This window comes from Citrobacter sp. Cf118 (genome assembly GCF_030334095.1).
Lineage (GTDB): Bacteria > Pseudomonadota > Gammaproteobacteria > Enterobacterales > Enterobacteriaceae > Citrobacter > Citrobacter freundii.
This window is the reverse complement of the sequence record NZ_JAOWES010000082.1, coordinates 31,760-53,642: the sequence shown is the minus strand read 5'-3', so window position 1 is coordinate 53,642 and position 21,883 is coordinate 31,760. Positions and strand designations below refer to the sequence as shown.

General features: G+C 52.5%; 23 protein-coding genes. 11 read left to right on the top strand and 12 right to left on the bottom strand.

The window, feature by feature from the left end:
* Nucleotides 1–4 precede the first annotated feature (4 nt).
* Complete coding sequence (locus OGX67_RS09925) at nt 5–1,303, bottom strand: D-amino acid dehydrogenase (RefSeq protein WP_003841565.1); 1,299 nt, start codon at nt 1,301–1,303, stop codon at nt 5–7.
* 322 nt (nt 1,304–1,625) lie between these two features.
* Here OGX67_RS09925 and OGX67_RS09920 point away from each other — a divergent pair, with 322 nt between their 5' ends.
* Nucleotides 1,626–3,158: a SpoVR family protein gene (locus tag OGX67_RS09920; protein WP_003844058.1), complete on the top strand. Its 1,533-nt coding sequence runs from the start codon at nt 1,626–1,628 to the stop codon at nt 3,156–3,158.
* Between the two features lie 102 nt (nt 3,159–3,260).
* On the opposite strand, the gene fadR is transcribed toward OGX67_RS09920, so the two are convergent.
* Complete coding sequence (gene fadR / locus OGX67_RS09915; RefSeq protein ID WP_003020931.1) at nt 3,261–3,980, bottom strand: fatty acid metabolism transcriptional regulator FadR; 720 nt, start codon at nt 3,978–3,980, stop codon at nt 3,261–3,263.
* A gap of 236 nt (nt 3,981–4,216) precedes the next feature.
* Here fadR and nhaB point away from each other — a divergent pair, with 236 nt between their 5' ends.
* The 3 genes from nhaB (at nt 4,217) to OGX67_RS09900 (ending at nt 6,885) form a co-directional block, all read left to right on the top strand.
* On the top strand, nt 4,217–5,761 hold the full coding sequence (gene nhaB / locus OGX67_RS09910) for a Na(+)/H(+) antiporter NhaB (RefSeq protein WP_003020934.1): 1,545 nt from the start codon (nt 4,217–4,219) through the stop codon (nt 5,759–5,761).
* 141 nt (nt 5,762–5,902) lie between these two features.
* Nucleotides 5,903–6,433, top strand: coding sequence for a disulfide bond formation protein DsbB (gene dsbB / locus OGX67_RS09905; RefSeq protein ID WP_003020937.1), 531 nt, complete (start codon nt 5,903–5,905; stop codon nt 6,431–6,433).
* Between the two features lie 110 nt (nt 6,434–6,543).
* Nucleotides 6,544–6,885, top strand: coding sequence for a TehB family protein (locus OGX67_RS09900; protein WP_257651125.1), 342 nt, complete (start codon nt 6,544–6,546; stop codon nt 6,883–6,885).
* Between the two features lie 29 nt (nt 6,886–6,914).
* Here the strand turns inward: OGX67_RS09900 and ycgN are convergent, their stop codons facing one another.
* The 3 genes from ycgN to OGX67_RS09885 form a co-directional block, all read right to left on the bottom strand.
* A complete protein-coding gene (gene ycgN, locus OGX67_RS09895) occupies nt 6,915–7,361 on the bottom strand; it encodes a cysteine cluster protein YcgN (RefSeq protein WP_003020944.1) in 447 nt (148 codons plus the stop codon).
* Between the two features lie 92 nt (nt 7,362–7,453).
* Nucleotides 7,454–8,113, bottom strand: coding sequence for a fumarylacetoacetate hydrolase family protein (locus OGX67_RS09890; protein WP_003020947.1), 660 nt, complete (start codon nt 8,111–8,113; stop codon nt 7,454–7,456).
* A 69-nt stretch (nt 8,114–8,182) separates the two neighbouring features.
* On the bottom strand, nt 8,183–8,476 hold the full coding sequence (locus OGX67_RS09885; RefSeq protein ID WP_003020949.1) for a YcgL domain-containing protein: 294 nt from the start codon (nt 8,474–8,476) through the stop codon (nt 8,183–8,185).
* Nucleotides 8,477–8,602: 126 nt separating this feature from the next.
* Here OGX67_RS09885 and minC point away from each other — a divergent pair, with 126 nt between their 5' ends.
* From minC to minE, 3 genes are read left to right on the top strand one after another with little or no spacing between them, the layout of a single operon-like run.
* The gene (gene minC, locus OGX67_RS09880; protein WP_003844062.1) at nt 8,603–9,310 is read left to right on the top strand and encodes a septum site-determining protein MinC; all 708 of its coding nucleotides are present in this window, start codon (nt 8,603–8,605) and stop codon (nt 9,308–9,310) included.
* 23 nt (nt 9,311–9,333) lie between these two features.
* Complete coding sequence (minD, locus tag OGX67_RS09875; RefSeq protein WP_003020956.1) at nt 9,334–10,146, top strand: septum site-determining protein MinD; 813 nt, start codon at nt 9,334–9,336, stop codon at nt 10,144–10,146.
* 3 nt (nt 10,147–10,149) lie between these two features.
* A complete protein-coding gene (minE, locus tag OGX67_RS09870) occupies nt 10,150–10,416 on the top strand; it encodes a cell division topological specificity factor MinE (RefSeq protein ID WP_001185666.1) in 267 nt (88 codons plus the stop codon).
* A gap of 86 nt (nt 10,417–10,502) precedes the next feature.
* On the opposite strand, the gene OGX67_RS09865 is transcribed toward minE, so the two are convergent.
* On the bottom strand, nt 10,503–11,420 hold the full coding sequence (locus OGX67_RS09865) for a LysR family transcriptional regulator (RefSeq protein ID WP_257651124.1): 918 nt from the start codon (nt 11,418–11,420) through the stop codon (nt 10,503–10,505).
* Between the two features lie 103 nt (nt 11,421–11,523).
* Here OGX67_RS09865 and OGX67_RS09860 point away from each other — a divergent pair, with 103 nt between their 5' ends.
* Complete coding sequence (locus OGX67_RS09860) at nt 11,524–12,609, top strand: tartrate dehydrogenase (RefSeq protein ID WP_213180616.1); 1,086 nt, start codon at nt 11,524–11,526, stop codon at nt 12,607–12,609.
* A gap of 50 nt (nt 12,610–12,659) precedes the next feature.
* On the opposite strand, the gene rnd is transcribed toward OGX67_RS09860, so the two are convergent.
* The 5 genes from rnd to yoaA all read right to left on the bottom strand — a co-directional run bounded on the left by rnd (nt 12,660) and on the right by yoaA (nt 19,093).
* The gene (gene rnd, locus OGX67_RS09855) at nt 12,660–13,775 is read right to left on the bottom strand and encodes a ribonuclease D (RefSeq protein ID WP_286526458.1); all 1,116 of its coding nucleotides are present in this window, start codon (nt 13,773–13,775) and stop codon (nt 12,660–12,662) included.
* Nucleotides 13,776–13,859: 84 nt separating this feature from the next.
* The gene (gene fadD / locus OGX67_RS09850) at nt 13,860–15,545 is read right to left on the bottom strand and encodes a long-chain-fatty-acid--CoA ligase FadD (protein ID WP_003020970.1); all 1,686 of its coding nucleotides are present in this window, start codon (nt 15,543–15,545) and stop codon (nt 13,860–13,862) included.
* 204 nt (nt 15,546–15,749) lie between these two features.
* On the bottom strand, nt 15,750–16,334 hold the full coding sequence (locus OGX67_RS09845) for a Slp family lipoprotein (protein ID WP_071697362.1): 585 nt from the start codon (nt 16,332–16,334) through the stop codon (nt 15,750–15,752).
* Between the two features lie 94 nt (nt 16,335–16,428).
* Nucleotides 16,429–17,124 (bottom strand): tRNA (adenosine(37)-N6)-threonylcarbamoyltransferase complex dimerization subunit type 1 TsaB, encoded by a 696-nt coding sequence (gene tsaB / locus OGX67_RS09840; protein ID WP_049002324.1) that lies wholly within the window; start codon nt 17,122–17,124, stop codon nt 16,429–16,431.
* Nucleotides 17,125–17,182: 58 nt separating this feature from the next.
* Nucleotides 17,183–19,093, bottom strand: a complete 1,911-nt coding sequence (gene yoaA, locus OGX67_RS09835) for a DNA repair helicase YoaA (RefSeq protein ID WP_286526402.1) — start codon at nt 19,091–19,093, stop codon at nt 17,183–17,185.
* Nucleotides 19,094–19,233: 140 nt separating this feature from the next.
* On the opposite strand from yoaA, the gene OGX67_RS09830 reads away from it, so the two are divergent.
* On the top strand, nt 19,234–19,578 hold the full coding sequence (locus OGX67_RS09830; RefSeq protein ID WP_003020984.1) for a RidA family protein: 345 nt from the start codon (nt 19,234–19,236) through the stop codon (nt 19,576–19,578).
* 6 nt (nt 19,579–19,584) lie between these two features.
* On the opposite strand, the gene OGX67_RS09825 is transcribed toward OGX67_RS09830, so the two are convergent.
* Entirely contained in the window at nt 19,585–19,764 is a 180-nt protein-coding gene (locus OGX67_RS09825; RefSeq protein ID WP_003020986.1) for a YoaH family protein, read from the bottom strand.
* A gap of 83 nt (nt 19,765–19,847) precedes the next feature.
* Between OGX67_RS09825 and pabB the strand changes: the two genes are divergently transcribed.
* Together pabB and OGX67_RS09815 are read left to right on the top strand one after the other, a co-directional pair.
* Entirely contained in the window at nt 19,848–21,209 is a 1,362-nt protein-coding gene (pabB, locus tag OGX67_RS09820) for an aminodeoxychorismate synthase component 1 (protein ID WP_016150386.1), read from the top strand.
* A 3-nt stretch (nt 21,210–21,212) separates the two neighbouring features.
* A complete protein-coding gene (locus OGX67_RS09815) occupies nt 21,213–21,791 on the top strand; it encodes a CoA pyrophosphatase (RefSeq protein WP_003020991.1) in 579 nt (192 codons plus the stop codon).
* Nucleotides 21,792–21,883: the final 92 nt, after the last annotated feature.

Genomic DNA, 21,883 nt, shown 5'->3' with positions numbered 1-21,883 from the left:
CTTATCAGTTATGTGCGCCATGTAAATGCCGTGGACGAGAGGGGGTAAACCCCGGACTGTAACGCGCCACACTCAGATCGTCATAAGGTATGGCTGGCGTACGGCCAGAAAGGATATCGCTCAGCAACTGACCGGAACCGCAGGCCATGGTCCAGCCCAGCGTGCCGTGGCCGGTATTGAGCAGCAGATTCTTAAAGCGGGTGCGCCCCACCACTGGCGTACCGTCCGGCGTCATCGGACGAAGTCCGGTCCAGAAGGTTGCCTGCTCCACATGACCGCCGCGCGGGAAGAGATCGCGTACGACCATTTCCAGCGTTTCACGACGAGGTTGTAGCAGCTCTGTATTAAAACCGACAATCTCCGCCATGCCGCCAACCCGAATACGATTGTCAAAGCGGGTAATAGCGATTTTGTAAGTTTCATCAAGGATAGTAGAAACCGGCGCACCGTCGTCTTGCGCTACCGGAATAGTCAACGAATAGCCTTTGAGCGGATAGACCGGGATATCAACGATCCCTTTCAGCATCGCCGTGGAATACGAACCAAACGCCATCACATAGGCATCGGCTTTGATAATCTCTTCGCCGCACTGGACGCCATAAATCTGCTCACCATCGCTCAGCAGCTTATCGACCGGGGTGTTAAAGCGAAACTTAACGCCCGCCTGCTCCGCCATCTGCGCCAGACGCTGGGTAAACAACTGGCAGTCGCCGGTTTCATCATTCGGTAAACGCAGACCGCCGGTCAGTTTGTGCGCTACTTCTGCCAGTGCCGGTTCGACTTCCGCCAGACGATTTGCTTCCAGGAGCTGATATGGCACGCCAGCGTCTTCGAGCACGGCGATGTCGCGAGTGGCGTTCTCATACTGTTGAGCGGTACGGAACAGTTGCAGGGTTCCGCCCTGACGTCCTTCATACTCAATACCGGTAGAGGCGCGCAGCGCTTTCAGACAATCACGGCTGTATTCCGCCAGTCGCACCATGCGTCCTTTATTTTCCATGTAGTGGCTGGTGTCGCAGTTGCGCAGCATCTGCCACATCCATTTCAACTGGAACTGGGTTCCGTCAAGACGAACGGCCAGCGGAGCGTGGCGCTGAAACATCCATTTGATTGCTTTAAGCGGTACGCCTGGTGCCGCCCATGGTGCCGCATAACCTGGAGATATTTGCCCCGCGTTCGCCGCACTGGTTTCCAGTGCCGGACCGGGCTCACGATCAATGACGGTGACATCGTGTCCAGCCTGACTTAAGTACCAGGCGCTGGTCACGCCAACGACACCACTTCCCAGTATGACAACTCGCATAGCCACTCCGTTAACAGTAAAAGAACAATCATCTAATTACATCTTGATAACTCAGTTGAAAATATTATTCAACATATGACTTTTTTATGGTGACTTATCTCACATATAGCGCTGATGGCGGGGAACTCTCTGCTTTGGCATCTCCTGCTGTGCGTTATTTTTATCCAGCATAAAATTTTGCGGCCATGCCGTTTTTCAACGCCTCGCTAACGAGAAATCGCAAAGAAAAAATTTCTGCCGCAGCACGTTTTTTAACACCATGATCTATGCTTGAAATGAGGTACTCCAGACAGAGAGTGCCGCCAACAATGAGGGTGCGCGAATGGCTACGATTGATTCCATGAACAAGGACAGCACACGGTTAAGCGATGGACCCGACTGGACGTTTGATCTGCTGGATGTCTATCTGGCAGAGATAGACCGCGTGGCGAAACTCTACAGACTGGATACCTACCCGCACCAAATCGAGGTGATCACCTCCGAACAGATGATGGACGCTTACTCCAGCGTCGGGATGCCGATCAACTATCCTCACTGGTCGTTTGGTAAAAAGTTTATTGAAACCGAGCGCTTGTATAAGCATGGTCAGCAGGGACTGGCCTATGAGATTGTTATCAACTCCAATCCGTGTATCGCGTATCTGATGGAGGAGAACACCATCACCATGCAGGCGCTGGTGATGGCGCATGCCTGCTACGGACACAACTCCTTCTTCAAAAACAACTACCTGTTTCGTAGCTGGACGGATGCCAGTTCCATCGTCGATTACCTAATCTTCGCACGAAACTATATAACCCAGTGTGAAGAACGCTACGGGGTGGATGAAGTCGAAAAGCTCCTCGACTCCTGTCATGCGCTGATGAACTACGGCGTTGACCGTTACAAACGCCCGCAAAAAATCTCCCTACAGGAAGAGAAAGCCCGGCAGAAAAGTCGTGAAGAGTATCTGCAAAGTCAGGTCAATATGTTGTGGCGCACGCTGCCGAAGAAAGAGGAAGAGAAAAGCGTGGCGGAAGCCCGGCGTTATCCCTCTGAGCCACAGGAAAACCTGCTGTACTTCATGGAGAAGAACGCCCCGCTGCTGGAGTCCTGGCAACGTGAAGTGCTACGCATTGTACGCAAGGTCAGCCAGTATTTTTATCCGCAGAAACAGACGCAGGTGATGAACGAGGGCTGGGCCACTTTCTGGCATTACACCATCCTGAACCACCTTTATGATGAAGGTAAAGTCACCGAACGGTTTATGCTGGAGTTTCTGCATAGCCATACCAATGTGGTATTTCAGCCACCCTACAACAGCCCGTGGTATAGCGGGATAAACCCTTATGCCCTGGGGTTTGCCATGTTCCAGGATATCAAACGTATTTGTCAGTCGCCGACCGAGGAGGACAAATACTGGTTCCCGGATATAGCGGGTTCCGACTGGCTGGAAACCCTGCATTTCGCGATGCGCGATTTCAAAGATGAGAGTTTTATCAGCCAGTTCCTGTCACCGAAGGTAATGCGCGATTTCCGCCTGTTCACCGTGCTGGATGACGATCGTCACAACTATCTGGAGATTTCTGCAATTCATAACGAGGAAGGATATCGTGAGATCCGCAACAGGTTGTCGTCGCAATACAACCTGAGCAACCTGGAGCCGAATATTCAAATCTGGAATGTCGATTTGCGTGGCGACCGTTCGCTCACCTTGCGCTATATTCCGCATAACCGCGCACCGTTGGATAAAGGACGCAAAGAAGTGCTCAAGCATGTACACCGGCTTTGGGGTTTTGATGTGATGCTGGAGCAGCAGAATGAAGATGGCAGCGTGGAGCTGTTGGAGCGTTGTCCGCCAAGGATGAACGGTCTGTAAATCTTATTGCCGGAGGCGGTGTAAACACCTTATCCGGCCTACGAAGTGCATGCATTCCAGGCCGGATAAGACGCTTTGGCGTCGCCATCCGGCTTTGAGCGATTAACGGCCCTGAATCGCCAAATCGCCCGGCAGATTCTTCTGCATACGATGCCAAATCTCGCCACTGTCGTGACCGTAGCGGCGCACCGTTTCATACACCTGCTCATGAGCACCCTGCTCGCAGAGTTCTGACAGCTTGTGGTAGAAGCTCAGCGCCAGCGCGCGCGCTTCCGGGTTGGCAAAATAATGGCGGCCAATGCGGGTATATAATCCTTTCATACCGTTGAGGATCAAACCGTAAATCGGATTGCCGGAGGCAAATGCCAGACCGCGGAAAATGTTATAGTCCAGATCGGCAAATGCGTCAGCGTGGTCAGCCACCTGATTTGCCGTCGCCAGAACCTCCTGTGCTTTATCAGGATGCTGGCGAAACGCAGTACGAACAAAGATCGTCGAAATATTGGTACGCACAGACAGCAGATTATCAATCAGCTGCGGAACACTCTCGTGATCGAGGCGCGCCAGCGTTTCAAGAATATTCAGCCCGGAGGTTTCCCAGAAGTTATTTACCTTCGTCGGTTTGCCGTGTTGAATGGTCAACCAGCCATCTCGCGCCAGACGCTGCAATACTTCGCGTAGCGTGGTACGTGTCACCCCAATAAGTTCGGAGAGTTCACGTTCAGCGGGCAAAATAGTGCCAGGTGGGAAGCGGTTATTCCAGATACTTTCAATGATGTACTCTTCCGCGAACCCAGCCGGGCTTTGCGCCTTAATGACCATAGTAAAAATTCCATTACACAGCAAAACATAGTTACACACATCATACCAGATGGGTATCTTAGCTGATAGCTGACGCAATGAAGAAAAAGTGGATCAAGGCTTCATTTTCCAAATAACGCTACAGTACAGCCAACCTTGCCAGTCTTGTGAATAGCTTGCCTGTACTCCCTCCTCCCGCTAAGCTTTGCGGTCAAACATAAAAATATGATTTCATTTTTAAAGGTAGGGAAATCACCATGGAGCTATCATGGGGCCGCGCGATGTGGCGCAATTTTTTAGGTCAATCACCAGACTGGTACAAACTTGCACTGCTTGTCTTCTTAGTCGTTAACCCGATTATTTTTTTCATCAACCCTTTTATCGCCGGCTGGTTGCTGGTGGCCGAGTTCATTTTCACGCTGGCGATGGCGTTAAAATGCTACCCACTGCTGCCTGGCGGGCTGTTGGCTATCGAAGCTGTCATTATTGGTATGACCAGCGCAACGCATGTTCGTGAAGAGGTTGCCGCAAACCTTGAGGTGTTATTGCTGCTGATGTTTATGGTGGCAGGCATCTACTTTATGAAGCAGTTGCTACTGTTTATTTTCACGCGTCTGCTACTCACTATTCGCTCCAAAACGCTGCTGTCGCTGGCATTTTGTGTTGCGGCCGCTTTCCTCTCGGCGTTCCTTGATGCGCTGACCGTCGTGGCCGTGGTAATCAGCGTTGCGGTCGGTTTTTATGGCATCTACCATCGCGTTGCCTCTTCCCGCGCGGAAGACAACAACATGCTCGATGACAGCCATATCGATCAACACAATAAGGTCGTTCTTGAGCAGTTCCGTGGTTTTCTGCGTAGCCTGATGATGCACGCGGGTGTCGGTACGGCGTTAGGTGGCGTGATGACCATGGTGGGCGAGCCACAAAACCTGATTATCGCCAAAGCGGCTGGCTGGCATTTTGGCGACTTCTTCCTGCGCATGTCGCCGGTTACCGTCCCGGTACTGATTTGCGGCCTGTTAACCTGTGTACTGGTCGAGAAATTGCGCTGGTTTGGCTATGGCGAAACGCTGCCGGAGACCGTCCGTGATGTCCTGCAACAGTTTGACGATCAGAGCCGCCAGCAACGTACCCGCCAGGACAAAATCAAACTGATTGTCCAGGCGATTATTGGCGTCTGGCTGGTAGTTGCGTTGGCCCTGCATCTGGCTGAAGTAGGATTGATCGGTTTGTCGGTCATCATTCTGGCAACCTCCTTGACGGGAGTCACCGACGAACATGCGATAGGTAAAGCCTTTACCGAGTCGCTGCCCTTCACCGCCCTGCTGACCGTGTTCTTCTCTGTTGTTGCGGTGATTATCGATCAACAGCTCTTTTCGCCGATCATTCAGTTCGTATTGCAATCCTCAGAACATGCCCAACTGACGCTGTTCTATCTCTTCAATGGCCTGCTGTCTTCTATTTCTGATAACGTATTTGTCGGTACCATTTACATTAACGAGGCCAAAGCCGCGCTGGAACAGGGGACCATCAGCCTCAATCAGTATGAGCTGTTAGCGGTGGCGATCAATACCGGGACCAACCTGCCTTCGGTGGCCACGCCAAACGGCCAGGCTGCATTCCTGTTCCTGCTGACCTCTGCACTGGCGCCGTTAATTCGCCTCTCGTATGGTCGCATGGTGTGGATGGCTCTGCCTTATACTCTCGTCCTGACGCTCGTCGGTCTGCTTTGCGTCGAGTTCACGCTTGTCCCGGTGACCGAGTGGATGACCCAAACGGGCTGGTTAGCTACACTTTCATAACAATTAACCGGGCAAATCACTGCCCGGTTTGACTTTTTGCATGATAATTATCCGATTACGCAAATTTTCAATTCCCGCTAGTGGCGCATAAAGTGAATTGGTTTAAACTGCGGTCTCTACGCATGTTGCAGGGAAATGATTATGTTGCGATTTTTAAACCAGTGCTCCCGAGGTCGTGGGGCATGGTTATTGTTGGCGTTAACCGCCTTTGCGCTGGAGCTCGTTGCGCTGTGGTTCCAGCACGTCATGCTGCTAAAACCTTGCGTGTTGTGTATTTACGAACGTAGCGCATTATTTGGCGTGATGGGTGCAGGGCTGGTGGGTGCTATTGCACCAAAAACACCGCTGCGCTATGTGGCGATGATAATCTGGATTTACAGTGCCTGGCGCGGACTTCAGTTAGCATATGAGCACACCATGATTCAGCTGCACCCATCCCCGTTTATGACCTGTGATTTTGCCGCTCGCTTCCCAAGCTGGCTGCCACTGGACAAATGGCTGCCGCAGGTGTTTTTAGCGTCCGGTGACTGTGCTGAGCGTCAGTGGTCTTTTTTAACCCTGGAAATGCCGCAGTGGCTGTTGGGGATCTTCGCCGCCTACATGGTAGTCGCCGTGCTGGTGGTGATAGCACAGCCGTTCAAACCGAAAAAACGTGACCTCTTCGGTCGCTAACAGAGACGCTCCTTCGGGAGCGTTTTTTTTGGCTTAAATTCATTGCCTGCTGGCATCTATAAGATGTATATTAAATGCATCTTATAGATGCCACACCAAGGAGATGTCTTATGTCCCATTTACGCATCCCGGCAAACTGGAAAGTTAAACGCTCTACTCCCTTCTTTACCAAAGACAATGTCCCCGCAGCACTTCTTTCTCACCATAACACTGCAGCAGGCGTTTTTGGCCAGCTTTGTGTGATGGAAGGTACGGTAACGTATTACGGTTTTACCAATGAAGACGCAAAAGAGCCTGAAGTAAAAGTGGTGATTAATGCCGGTCAGTTCGCGACCAGCCCGCCGCAGTACTGGCATCGCGTTGAATTAAGCGACGACGCCCAATTCAACATCAATTTCTGGGTTGAAGATGACAACCATGGAGATGAGATGTATCAGGCGAAAAAGTCTTAAGCCCTTACGCCTGCTAATCGATGGGCGGCTTAGTCCGCCCATGAAGGTTTGTTCAAAATATGGTCCTGCCAGTCACGCACTTCCGATTCTTTCACCGCAATATGACGTACTGAAATACGCTCGCCGTGCATTGCCGCTTTGGACCCCGTCAGCAGTGGATGCCACTCCGGCAGCCCTTTACCTTCCGCTAACAGACGATACGCACAGGTCATCGGCAGCCATTCAAAGGTAGGCAGATTATCGCGCGTCAGTTTGATACAGTCAGGCTCGTACTCGAATCGGCGTTCGTAATTACGGCATTGACAGGTTTTGATATTGAGCTGCTTACACGCGACGTTGGTAAAATAAATTTCGTCGGTGTCTTCATCCATCAGCTTATGCAGGCAGCATTGACCACACCCGTCACATAATGACTCCCACTCGGCATCGGTCATTTCATCCAGGGTTTTACTTTGCCAGAAAGGTATGTCGCTCATCAGGGTATCCGCTATTGCAATAAAGCTGCACCTTATAACCAGTCTGGCACGCTGATGCAAGTTTTGCCGCCCGAAAAGGCGGCAAGAAGAGATTACAGCACGCGTGTCGTCAGCGTTTGACCATGAAAACTGATGGCCAGCTCATCACCGCTGTTTAACGGCCCAACACCTGCTGGCGTCCCCGTCAACACAACATCGCCCGCTTTGAGGGTAAAGAAACGACTCATATAGGCAATCAAAGGAACGATTTGATGGATCATATCCGCCGTGGAGCCGTGCTGGCGTGTTTCACCGTTGACCGTTAACCCCAGCATCGTATCCTGCGGATCGCCGTTAAACTCGGCCACCGGAATAAACCCCGACAGCGGACAAGAGTTATCAAAACCCTTCGCTTTTTCCCACGGCTGCCCCGCTTTCTTCATTTTGCCCTGAATATCACGCAGGGTCAGATCCAACGCGACGCCATAGCCCGCGATGGCTTTGCGCACATGTTCTTCCGTCGCCTGACGTAGGGTCGCGCCAATCAGTACCGCCAGCTCAACTTCATGGTGAACTGAACCCATATCAGAAGGGATCACCAGCGGCTGGCGCAAATCGCACAGCGCAGTTTCCGGTTTGATAAACAACACCGGCTCTTCCGGAGGGGTTCCACCCATCTCTTTAATATGGTTGGCATAGTTACTCCCTACGCAAACCACCTTACTCACCGGATAATCCAGCAGAGCACCATGCCAGTTATGATGTTGATACATTATTTTCCCCTAACGTAGTTATCGATTTCAGGTACTGCATCGATGGGGCGTGCTGCTGCCGGATGCAGTTTAACGTTTAGCGTCTGGTGTATTTTGTTTCGCCGCAGCCAGATGCTGTTTAAGTAAATCTTCTGGCGGTGGTGGTATTTGTAAATAATAGCCCTGCTCGGTGAGTGCCTGTTTTACTTTTTCCAGATCGGCATTAACGAGCTTTTTACGGCCATCAAGCGGCAACATCATTGCCAGCGTCGGCTGACCAAATCCTTTCATCAGTTCTTCAGGAACTCGCGAGAAATCGTCTTTTTTTTCGACATATAAATAGGTCTGGTCACGTTTACTGCTTCGGTAGATCACACAAAACATATCTTTTACTCTGAATTCACGGAATGGTGGCTTGCCTCAATATAATACTGACTATAACATGCCTTATAGTCTTCGGAATATCACCCCGCGCTGGGGATGATAAATAGCAAATTGAGTAAGGCCAGGATGTCAAACACGCCAATCGAGCTTAAAGGCAGTAGCTTCACCTTATCAGTGGTTCACTTACATGAAGCAGAACCCGAGGTTATTCGTCAGGCGTTGGAAGACAAAATCGCGCAGGCACCTGCTTTTTTAAAACATGCTCCCGTCGTGGTTAACGTGAGTGGTCTTGAAAGCCCGGTAAACTGGTCAGCGTTGCAGAAAGTTGTCGCGTCTACTGGATTGCGCATTATCGGCGTTAGCGGATGCAAAGACGCCAGACTCAAGGCTGAAATCGACGAAATGGGTCTTCCTTTACTGACTGAAGGTAAAGAAAAAGCTATTCGTCCTGCGCCCGTTGAGGCCCCGGCTCACGTCGCTCCGCCGCAAAACGTTACTCCCATCACAAAAACACGATTAATAAATGTGCCGGTTCGTTCCGGTCAGCGCATTTATGCACCACAATGTGATCTGATTGTTACAAGCCACGTCAGTGCAGGCGCAGAGCTTATCGCTGATGGCAATATTCATGTTTATGGAATGATGAGAGGCCGTGCGTTGGCAGGCGCTAGCGGTGATCGGGAAGCGCAAATTTTTTGTACCCATCTGACGGCAGAACTGGTGTCTATCGCAGGTGTTTATTGGCTGAGTGATAAAATCCCAGCAGAATTTTATGGCAAAGCGGCACGTCTGCAATTAGCAGAGAACGCTTTGACAGTTCAACCGTTGAATTGATCCCTTTTTAACAAGGAATTTCTATGGCACGCATTATTGTTGTTACTTCGGGTAAAGGGGGCGTTGGCAAAACCACCTCCAGCGCGGCCATCGCTACAGGTTTGGCCCAGAAGGGAAAGAAAACTGTCGTTATTGATTTTGATATCGGCCTGCGTAACCTCGATCTGATTATGGGTTGTGAACGCCGCGTCGTTTATGACTTCGTCAACGTTATTCAGGGCGATGCGTCGTTAAATCAGGCGTTAATCAAAGATAAGCGTACCGAAAATCTCTTTATTCTTCCGGCCTCACAGACTCGCGATAAAGACGCGCTGACGCGTGAAGGCGTCGCGAAAGTTCTGGACGACCTGAAAACGATGGAATTCGACTTCATTGTCTGTGACTCTCCGGCGGGTATTGAAACCGGTGCGCTGATGGCCCTGTATTTTGCCGATGAAGCGATAATCACCACTAACCCGGAAGTTTCCTCTGTACGTGACTCTGACCGTATTCTGGGTATTCTGGCGTCGAAATCTCGTCGTGCGGAAAACGGTGAAGATCCGATTAAAGAGCATTTGTTGCTGACGCGCTACAACCCTGGCCGCGTAAATAAAGGTGACATGCTGAGCATGGAAGACGTACTGGAAATTCTGCGAATCAAGCTGGTTGGCGTGATTCCTGAAGATCAGTCAGTCCTGCGCGCGTCTAACCAGGGTGAGCCGGTTATTCTCGACATCAATGCTGATGCCGGTAAAGCCTATGCTGATACCGTAGACCGTCTGTTGGGAGAAGAACGTCCTTTCCGCTTCATTGAAGAAGAGAAGAAAGGTTTCCTCAAACGCCTGTTCGGAGGATAAGTTATGGCATTACTGGATTTTTTTCTCTCGCGGAAAAAGAGCACAGCGAACATCGCTAAAGAGCGACTGCAGATTATTGTTGCGGAACGCCGTCGTAGTGACGCCGAGCCACATTATTTACCGCAGTTGAGGAAAGATATTCTCGAGGTTATCTGCAAGTATGTACAAATTGATCCTGAAATGGTGACCGTACAGCTTGAGCAAAAAGACGGCGATATTTCTATCCTCGAACTTAACGTGACATTACCTGAAGCCGAAGAATCTAAATAACGGCTTTGCTCAGAGAGTCATCGTTACAAAAAAGGCAGATTATTCTGCCTTTTTTATTTTCTGTTTCTTGCCAACCTGTTGCACTTTTATTCCAAAGTAAACTTTGGATAGTTTTCGGTAAAATAGCGACGCAAATACTCAACCGTAATACGGATTTTTGCCGACGTCGCCAGCCGGGAAACATACACCGCCCAAATATTTGCTGGTTGATAATACTCGGGCAATATGTGTATCAGGTTTCCGCTGGCAATGTTGTCGCAAACGTCCCACCATGACCGCAGGGCTATTCCCTGCCCATCAAGGCACCACTGATGTACCACTTCGCCATGATTAGACGACAGAGGCCCCGTAACTTTAATCGAATGCGTGCCCTCTTTATTGCGCATTTGCCAGATACCAAACGGATGGTCGCGCTCTTTGATGACCAGACAAGGAAGAGTGGCAAGATCGTTGAGTTGCTTCGGCGTCCCATGCTGCGTCAAAAATTCCGGCGAGGCGCACAAAATACGGTAGTTAGTCGCCAGCTTGCGGGCAATCAGGTTCGGCGCGATATCATCCCCGATACGAATATCAAGATCGATGCCCTCATTCACCATATCCACCAGACGATCTTCAACATCGAACCTCAGTTCTAACTGCGGGTACTCTTTTGCCAGCGCCGACAGCGCCGGAGCCACTACCCGGCGGCCAAAACCAAAGCTACTAATAATACGTAACATCCCCCGCGGAACCTGCCTGGCATCAGAAAGCTCGTCCATCATTTGATCGACATCCTGTAGGATCCGCTGCGCCCATTCGTAGATCCGCTCCCCCTCTTCCGTGATGGTTACGCGCCGCGTTGTTCTATGCAGCAGTACTACATTTAGCGTTTGCTCCAGCAGGGCAACGCGCTTACTGATAAAAGCCGGTGATACGCCCAGTTCCTCGGCAACGGCGGTAAATCCTGCACGACGGGCAACCAGCATAAAGACGCGTAAATCATTTAGCAGCGGCAGATTATTCATGATCTGTGTTTTATGTTTCACCAGTAAGGGGGATTAACTATTAATCAGTCAATTATAGGATAAGGGGAAAGTCAATTTTGATGGCGCACAAGTGAGAGCTGCTATGAAGAAAACCTGGCGTATCGCCGCTATCCCCGGAGATGGCATTGGTAAAGAAGTCCTGCCTGAGGGCATTCATGTGTTGCAGGCAGCCGCCGAGCGTTGGGGGTTGTCGCTCAGCTTTGAGCAAATGGAATGGGCCAGCTGCGAATACTACGCCCATCACGGCAAGATGATGCCCGATGACTGGCATGAGCAGTTGCAATCCTTCGATGCTATCTATTTTGGCGCGGTTGGCTGGCCGGACACCGTGCCTGACCACATCTCATTATGGGGTTCGCTGCTTAAGTTTCGCCGCGAATTCGACCAGTACGTCAACCTGCGCCCGGTGCGCCTGTTTCCAGGAGTTCCTTGCCCACTGGCTGGCAAGCAGCCTGGCGACATTGATTTCTACGTCGTACGCGAAAACACCGAGGGAGAATACTCTGCCCTCGGCGGACGCGTGAGCGAAGGTACTGAACACGAGATGGTGATCCAGGAGTCGGTCTTCACCCGCCGTGGCGTCGACCGAATTTTGCGTTATGCCTTTGAACTGGCACAAAGTCGACCACGCAAAACGTTGACTTCGGCGACCAAATCCAATGGGCTGGCCATCAGCATGCCCTACTGGGATGAACGCGTCGAAGCGATGGCGTCACACTATCCTGAGATCCGCTGGGATAAACAGCATATTGATATTCTGTGCGCCCGCTTTGTCATGCAGCCTGAGCGATTTGACGTCGTGGTTGCTTCCAACCTGTTTGGTGACATCCTCTCCGATCTCGGTCCAGCCTGTACCGGAACGATTGGCATTGCGCCTTCTGCCAACTTAAATCCGGAACGCACCTTCCCGTCCCTGTTCGAGCCGGTACACGGTTCGGCCCCGGATATCTACGGTCAGAATATCGCCAACCCTATAGCGACTATCTGGGCTGGAGCCATGATGCTCGACTTCCTTGGCAACGGTGATGCCAACTATAAAGCCGCCCACGACGGTATTCTGGCGGCAATTGAGCAGGTCATTGCCAGCGGCCCGAAAACGCCAGATATGAAAGGCTGCGCCACCACCCAACAGGTAGGTGAAGCCATTCGTCAGGCACTGTGTCGCTAACGCGAATCTGATTAAAAACGGGAGCGCCAGCTCCCGTTTTTTTAGGTTTTCTACTGTGGGTATTCTTGCAGCAGCGCGTTGAGTCGTTCTGCCATCAACTCGCCACGCCAACCGGAAATCAGCTCCGGCAGAGTCTGCTGCGGCTTTAATTTCCAGTGCCAGTTGAGCAACTGGTTAATCTGACGACGCGAAGCAAGCAGCTCGACGCTAAGATTATGTTCCGCACTCACTTCAGCAACCAGCGTCTTAATGGCTTTGAACGCCTTGCGGTAGCCTGGCATATCCATCAAATTCAGCAGCGGCTGCGGCAGCGACTCTTCCGGTAAGGCCTGTGCCTTTTCTACCAGGGAGATCAGCGTCTTGCCGTGGAAGCGAATTTCACTGCCGGAAAGTCCCAGACTATCCAGCTCACCCAGACTGCCCGGCATATAACGAGCGACCGACCACAGGTGTTCTTCACGCACCACAAAATTCACCGCCAGATCGCGCTCACGAGCTTTACGCAGTCGCCAGTCGGCAAGCAGTTGCAGGCAGGCCAACTGACGGGTACGCAGTTGCCAGGCGTTGGTGATGTCGCGCCATGCGTCTTCAGGTGCCAGAACCTCCTGGCGACGCTGCTGCATTAAGCGACATTCGTCCAGTGCGGCTGGCAGCCAGCCGCTGGCTTCAGTTTCGACCATCAGTTTTGTGGTGATCGGTAATAGATACCAGACATCAGCCGCCGCGTACTCACACTGACGCTCGGTCAGCGGTCTGGTCAGCCAGTCGGTACGCGACTCGCTTTTGTCGAGCGCCACGCCCGTAAACTCTTCCACCATCGCGGCAAAGCCCCACGACAGCGGACGACCGCAAAAAGCAGCCAGAATTTGTGTATCAATCAACGGCTGCGGCAGTTCGCCAAAAGTGTTGAGAAACACTTCCAGATCTTCGCTGCCTGCATGTAGGAATTTGGTGATGGCAGTATCACGCAGAATATCGCGCAGCGGCGACCAGTCGGTGATCCCCTGCGGATCAATCAGAGCAACGTGTTTGCCATCAAACAGCTGGATCAGCCCCAACTGCGGATAATAGGTACGCGTGCGAACAAATTCTGTATCCAGGGCTATCGCCGGAAATTCACGGACGGCTTCGCACAGCGTGGCCAACGCGTCGTCCGTGGTGATCATTTGATAATTCAAATCGTGCTCTCTTAGGTTTGCGCCAAAAAAAACGCCGGATTACCCGGCGTTTTCTGCTGGCTGACTTAACGCTCAGCCTTTATTGTCCACTTTGGCGCGCGCTTCGTCACGTAATTCTCGTCGCAAAATTTTACCGACGTTAGATTTCGGCAACTCATCGCGAAACTCCACCAGCTTCGGTACTTTATAGCCCGTCAGGTGACGACGACAGAAAGTGACCAGCGCTTCATCGGTTAACGAGGCGTCTTTCTTCACCACGAAAATTTTTACCGCTTCACCGCTGCTGCCGGACGGAACACCAACCGCAGCCACTTCCTGCACGCCAGGATGTTGCATGACCACGTCTTCAATTTCGTTCGGATAGACGTTAAAGCCGGACACGAGGATCATGTCCTTCTTACGATCGACAATACGCAGGAAGCCTTCATCATCCATCACTGCAATATCGCCGGTGTGCAGCCAGCCGTCTTTGACGATTTCGTCAGTGGCGTCTGGTCGCTGCCAGTAGCCCAGCATCACCTGCGGGCCTTTCACGCAGAGCTCCCCCGGTTCTCCCGGCGGCACTTCGTTGTCGTCGTCGTCCACCAGCTTGACCTCGGTGGAAGGCACCGGTAACCCGATACTGCCGCTGTGGTAGTCGATATCGTGAGGGTTGACGCTTACCAACGGCGCGCACTCCGTCAGGCCGTAGCCTTCCAGCAGATACTGACCTGTCAGCTTCACCCAACGTTCAGCTACCGCCTGTTGAACCGGCATTCCGCCGCCTGCCGAGAGGTGGAGTGAAGAGAAATCCAGTTGCTGGAACTCTTTGTTATTCAGCAGCGCGTTAAACAGCGTATTGACGCCAGTCATCGCGGTAAATGGATACTTCGCCAGCTCTTTTACCAGCCCCGGAATATCACGCGGGTTAGTAATCAGCAGGTTTTGACCACCTAGCTCAATAAACAGCAGGCAGTTCATCGTTAGCGCAAAAATGTGATACAGCGGTAGGGCCGTTACCACCAGCTCTTTACCCGGATGCAGCAACGGGCCATAGGTGGCATTAACCTGCTCCAGGTTAGCCAGCATGTTGCGGTGTGTAAGCATCGCGCCTTTCGCCACGCCGGTTGTCCCGCCAGTATATTGCAGGAACGCCAAATCTTCCGACACGACTTCGGGCTTCACATACTGCATGCGATAACCGTTTTGCAGCGCACTGCGAAACGAGATGGCATCCGGCAGGTGATATTTCGGCACCAGACGCTTGATATACTTGACGACGAAGTTAACCAGCGTCCCTTTGGCTGTGGACAGCTGATCGCCCATACGCGTCAGGATCACGTGTTGCACAGACGTTTTGTCGACTACTTTTTCCAGCGTGTGGGCAAAGTTAGATACGATGACAATCGCCGACGCGCCGCTATCGTTGAGCTGATGTTCCAACTCGCGAGGCGTGTACAGCGGGTTCACGTTCACGACAATCATGCCGGCACGTAAAATCCCAAACAGCGCGACCGGATATTGCAGCAGATTCGGCATCATCAGCGCGACGCGATCGCCCTTTTTCAGCCCGAGCCCCTGTTGCAAATAAGCGGCAAACGCACGGCTACGCTCTTCAAGCTTGCGGAAGGTCATCACCTCCCCCATGTTTACAAACGCGGGCTGATCGGCATACCGTCTTACTGAGTGTTCAAAGAGTTCCACCAGGGATTGATAACGGTCAGGATTGATCTCCGCAGGAACACCAGCGGGATAACGGTTAAGCCAAACCTTTTTCAATACATCACCTCTAAAATGCGTATTCGTCGTCATCACAACCCCAGACAATAAACAAACTGTTAACATAATATTAACTCAGCGTACCAGTTTGTTTATTACACAACGACAAGGTTGCGAAGCACGTCACTATTTATTTTTCTTATATCCACGTTAATGCAGAAACAGCGGACAGGCCGCTGTTTCTTTTACCAATAAAACAAAGAGTTACTCTGTTACTATGGTCTGAACCTGTGCCGGGCCGGGATTGTACCAGCCCCATCCGCCATAGCCACCGTAAGGCCAGCCACGCGCACCGTAGAACCAGGGGTCGATAGGCTGAGGCGGCATGACAATCTGCTGAGTAATATGCCAGCGTTTATAACCGGTTACCTGCATCAGCATGAATTTATACGGCGTATTACCTATTTTTCCGTCCACCGTACCGCTAATCGGGCCGACGACGGTGACCAGTTGCCCGCGAAAGTCCACCGGGTCGAGGAAGCCATTTACATCAGCATAAATCCGCCCGCGAGAGGCTTCACCCAGCACAGGACGCGCACCACTATCGAGCGGAACGGTGGCAATTTCCAGACGGGATTTTCCCTGCTGGTTCTGAATATCCACCACTTTGCCACCAAAACGCGCTTCCTGTCCGACATACAGCTGCGGCGCATTCATCACCCGCACCAGATCCTGCTGCGGCACCGGGCTCGAACCTTTAATCGCATCCGGGATGGTGACGCAGCCGCTAAGCATTAACGCCAAGGCCCCCGCCAACACACCTTTCAATAACTGCTTTTGCACCGCCATATTGCGACTCCCTTTTCTTAGCTTCTGCCCCGGCCTGTTCACAATGCTGTGCACCGACGTCTATGAAAATAAACCGGGGATGTACTACTAAGATTCATTCTTTACCGGGAAGTTTCTTCCACGCCACGGTGTTACGTAAATAAACCGGTTCCGCGTGTTCGACCGCTACGGTCTTACCCGCAGCCAGCATTTGCGCGGCGACAGGCAGCATATCTTCAGCAGCAGGAAGCAGCACGTCACCATCGCTGAGCGTCAGACCGCTGTCTTTACCAAGCTCAGGCCAGGCTGGCCAGCCCGTCCCAACAGTTACCCACTCGCCAGAAAGCTGCAGTAAACGCTCATGTACCTGCTCGGGGGTTAACACCGCTTCGGTTTCTTCACCGTGCCAGTTGCCGTTGTCATCACGCTGGTATTCGGCCCAGTAGACTTCGCCCATTCGCGCATCAATCGCCGCCAGTACACGAGTCGCGCCCGACTTACGCCAGGCGCCCTGCGCCATGGTCGCCAGGGTGGAGACGCCGATCATCGGTAAGTTTGCGCCTAACGCCAGCCCCTGAGCAATGCCAATACCGATACGCACGCCGGTGAAACTGCCGGGACCGCGACCAAACGCCAGGGCGTCGATATCGGTTAACGTGAGATCGCCAGCGGCCAGGATTTCCTGAACCATCGGTAAAATTCGTTGGGTGTGTTCTCGTGGGCAAAGCTCAAAGTGAGCCTTGATAGTACCGTCATTCCACAGGGCAACAGAGCACGCCTCTGTGGCGGTATCGATAGCCAGAATTCGCATGGGTGTTTGTGATCAGATCAATAAATTTGGCGCGCATCTTACCACACTCCGTAACAAATTACTCAGTCGTTGGTATGGCAAGAAAGCGAACCGCGCGAGCTATGTCACGCGTCCGCGGCGCAGGAGGAAGACTCGCCAGGAAGGTGGCGCCGTATGGCCGCATAACCAGACGATTGTCGCAAATCACCAGCACGCCGCGATCGTCGGCATCACGTATCAGACGCCCTACCCCCTGCTTCAGGGTGATGACCGCATCCGGCAACTGGACGTCTTCAAACGGATCGCCGCCGCGCAGTCGACAATCTTCCATTCGGGCTTTTAACAGCGGGTCGTCCGGCGAGGTAAACGGCAGTTTGTCGATTATCACCAGCGACAGCGTATCACCGCGCACGTCCACGCCTTCCCAGAAGCTGCTGGTGGCAACCAGTAGCGCATTACCTGCGCTGACAAACTGCTGTAACAGTTGCCCTTTACTGGTTTCGCCCTGCAGCAGAACGGGAAGCGTCATGGTGGCGCGGAATTGTTCCGCCAGATCGCGCATCATCGCGTGCGAAGTGCACAGCATAAAGCAGCGACCGTTGTTCGCTTCAATAATAGGTCGCAGCATGGATGCTAACTGGCGCGCAGCCCCCGGCTGGTTGGTTTGCGGGAGATTACGCGGCACGCACAGCAGCGCCTGGCGCGTGTAATCAAATGGACTCGGCAATAACATCGACTCGGCATCTTCAATCCCCAACCTCGCGGTGAAATGATGAAGGTCATCGTTTACCGACAGCGTCGCAGAAGTAAAAATCCAGCAGCCCGGCTTTTGTTCCATCACTTCTTTGAATTTATCCGCCACAGTGAGCGGCGTCAGCGCGAGAGTGAAATGGCGGGAGGTGCATTCATACCAGTAGCTGAAGCCTAGCTGGTTGATCTCTTTCAGACGCTTCAGGCGCGCACGGTAAAGTGTGGCGCGTTCAAACGCGGCATCCAGCAACGCCGAACGCCCAAGAGACAGCTTCGCCACGTCATAACATAGCTCCAGCGTGTCATCGAGCAGCAAAAACGCGCGCTGTACGCGCTGGTCGGCCAGCAGTTCCCGCAGGTTTCCGCGATAGCCCGGCTCACCAAGTTGCAAGCGGAAGTCCTGAGCGCTTTGTGCAAGGCGATCGGCGCACTTTTGCAACTGCTGAGTGTCTTTCAGCTCGGTGCGATAGGCAATGGTGATGTCTTTCGCCAGGTCTAACAGCTGGCGACTGGAGAGCGATTGACCAAAGTACTGGCTGGCGATATCCGGTAGCTGATGCGCTTCATCGAAGATCATTACATCAGCTTCCGGGATCAGTTCGCCAAACCCGCTCTCTTTTACCACCATATCAGCGAGAAACAGATGATGGTTAACCACGACGACATCGGCATCCATCGCTTTTTTACGCGCTTTCACGACAAAACACTCTTTATACAGCGGGCAGTCGCTGCCCAGACAGTTGTCATTAGTGCTGGTGACCAACGGCCAGGCCTGAGAGTCTTCCGCCACGCTGACGCAGGTGCTGATGTCCCCATCAAGGGTTTGATTTGACCAGGAGCGCAGCAGGATGACGTCGCTTAACGTTTGTACCGGCAAGTCACCACCCGCGAGTGCCTGCTGTTCGAGACGTTCAAGGCACAGATAGTTTGAACGCCCTTTCAGCAGCGCCAGTTTACCGGTGAACTTTAGTGCCTTAGCGACGGTCGGGAGATCGCGGCTGTATAGCTGATCCTGCAACGCCTTCGAGCCCGTGGAGACAATGACCTTCTTTCCGGCACGCAGCGCTGGGGCAAGATAAGCATAGGTTTTACCCGTCCCGGTTCCGGCTTCTACCACCAACGGTTGTGATTTTTCGATGGCATGACTGACGGCGATGGCCATCTGCCGCTGTGGTTCTCGCGGTTTAAAACCCGGTATCGCTTTAGCCAACTGACCGTCTGCTGCAAAATCGTCCGTCACACTGCCCCCTGTTCATTTGAACAGGGATTATGTCAGGCCAGCAGCTCTTTCGCCAGTTGAAGAGGTGACGTGGGCACAACATTATGGCAGTCTTGGCGCAACCCAAAGCCATTTGAAAACACGTAAATGAGGAATGATTTATGACGATTGTGCGCATTGATGCCGAAGCGCGTTGGTCCGACGTGGTTATCCACAACAACACGCTGTATTACACCGGCGTGCCGGAAAATCTGGATGCAGACGCTTTTGAGCAAACGGCAAATACGCTGGCGCAAATTGATGCGGTGCTGGAAAAACAAGGCAGCAACAAGTCACGTATTCTTGATGCCACCCTGTTTTTGGCAGACAAAAATGATTTTGCCGCCATGAACAAAGCCTGGGACGCGTGGGTTGTTGCTGGTCACGCGCCGGTACGTTGTACCGTTCAGGCCGGGTTGATGAACCCGAAATACAAAGTTGAGATTAAGATTATCGCTGCAGTTTAAGCGGCGTTATTCGTCTTCATCTTCAAAGCGCGCCACGATCCGCTCGCCGGTATGACTGGCGCGTAACTCTTCAGCAACAAGAGCAATGGCTTGTCCGCTGCTCATCCCCTGCGACATCAGCTCCTGAATACGCTCTACCGCTTTTTGCTGCTGCTCATGACTGAGTGAAGGTAAACCTGCAAACATTGTTAACTCCTGCTAAATTGTCTGCGCTAATTATTTCATGCTACCGGGCAGTTAGCCAGTAGAGTAGCAACGAGTCAGGACTGATGAAGACGTTATCTCCCGCAGTAATCACATTACCCTGGCGTCAGGACGCCGCTGAACGCTATTTTTCGACATTAAGCCATCTGCCCTGGGCGATGCTGCTGCATTCGGGTCAAGCCGACCATCCGCATAACCGCTTTGATATTCTGGTGGCGGATCCCGTCACCACGCTTGTTACGCGAGCTACAGAGACCGTAGTGCAGGACGGGCACGCAACCTCTCGCTCGCTTGATGATCCCATGACGGTATTACATTCCGCACTAACCGCACACAAGATTCACCCTGAATATCACCCCGACCTGCCGTTTCAGGGCGGTGCGTTAGGTCTGTTTGGCTACGATCTTGGCCGACGCTTCGAATCTCTACCCACTATTGCAGAGCGCGATATTACGCTACCGGATATGGCCGTTGGCATTTACGACTGGGCACTGATTGTCGATCACCAGTTGCAGACCGTATCGCTGCTCAGCCATACCGATGTCGAGGCTCGCCTGAAATGGCTCGACGCGCAACAACCACCAACGCGTGAGCCGTTTACATTAACTTCGGCGTGGCAGTCTAATATGAGCCGTGCTCAGTACGGCGAAAAATTCCGCCAGGTGCAGGATTATCTGCACAGCGGTGACTGTTACCAGGTCAATCTTGCCCAGCGTTTTCAGGCGCATTACCAGGGCGATGAGTGGCAGGCATTTGTCACTCTCAATCACGCCAACCGCGCCCCGTTTAGTGCATTTATTCGTCTTGAGGAAGGTGCAATCCTCAGCCTTTCGCCGGAACGATTTATTCTGCTGGAAAACCAGCACATACAGACGCGTCCGATTAAAGGCACGCTACCGAGGCTTGGAGATACCGATGCCGATCGTGAGCAGGCCCGGCGACTGGCGAATTCGCCGAAGGATCGTGCGGAAAACCTGATGATCGTCGATTTGATGCGTAATGATATTGGCCGCGTTGCCGTACCGGGTTCGGTACAGGTTCCGGAGCTGTTTATCGTCGAACCGTTCCCTGCCGTTCATCATTTGGTCAGCACCATTACCGCACGTCTGCCTGAGTCATTATACGCCACCGATCTGCTACGCGCCGCCTTCCCCGGCGGCTCTATTACCGGCGCGCCGAAAGTGCGGGCGATGGAAATTATCGACGAACTGGAGCCGCAAAGACGCAACGCCTGGTGCGGCAGCATTGGTTATCTGAGCTTTTGCGGCAATATGGATACCAGCATTACCATTCGCACGCTGACAGCCACAAACGGACAAATTTATTGCTCCGCAGGCGGTGGTATTGTTGCAGACAGTCAGGAAGACGCTGAATATCAGGAAACATTTGATAAAGTGAATCGCATTTTGCACCAACTGGAGAATTGACACGTGGAATACAGCAGCCTGACGCTTGATGATTTTTTATCGCGCTTTCAACTCCTGCGCCCGCAGGTCAATCATGCCGCGTTAAACCAGCGCCAGGCCGCCGTACTGATCCCCGTCGTGCGTCGCCCACAGCCGGGGTTGCTGTTAACCCAGCGTTCCGTTCACCTGCGCAAGCACGCCGGACAGGTCGCATTCCCCGGTGGGGCGGTGGATAGCAGTGATGCCTCGTTAATTGCCGCCGCCCTTCGCGAAGCGCAGGAGGAGGTGGCGATCCCACCTTCATGCGTAGAAGTGATTGGCGTTCTGCCGCCTGTCGACAGCGTGACCGGTTTCCAGGTCACCCCTGTGGTAGGCATTATCCCGCCTAATCTGCCGTATCGCGCCAGTGAAGATGAAGTTTCCGCAGTGTTCGAAATGCCGCTGGCCCAGGCCCTGCATTTAGGTCGTTACCACCCGTTGGATATTTACCGTCGTGGCGATTCACATCGCGTATGGCTTTCCTGGTATGAGCAATATTTCGTCTGGGGAATGACTGCCGGAATAATTCGTGAGCTGGCGCTGCAAATTGGCGTCAAGCCCTGACTATACTTATCTTTACGCACACAATAGACAACTTGAAACTCAGGTCACAACATTAGTAAAACCGCGGTTATCTATTAGTTTAATTCATGTGA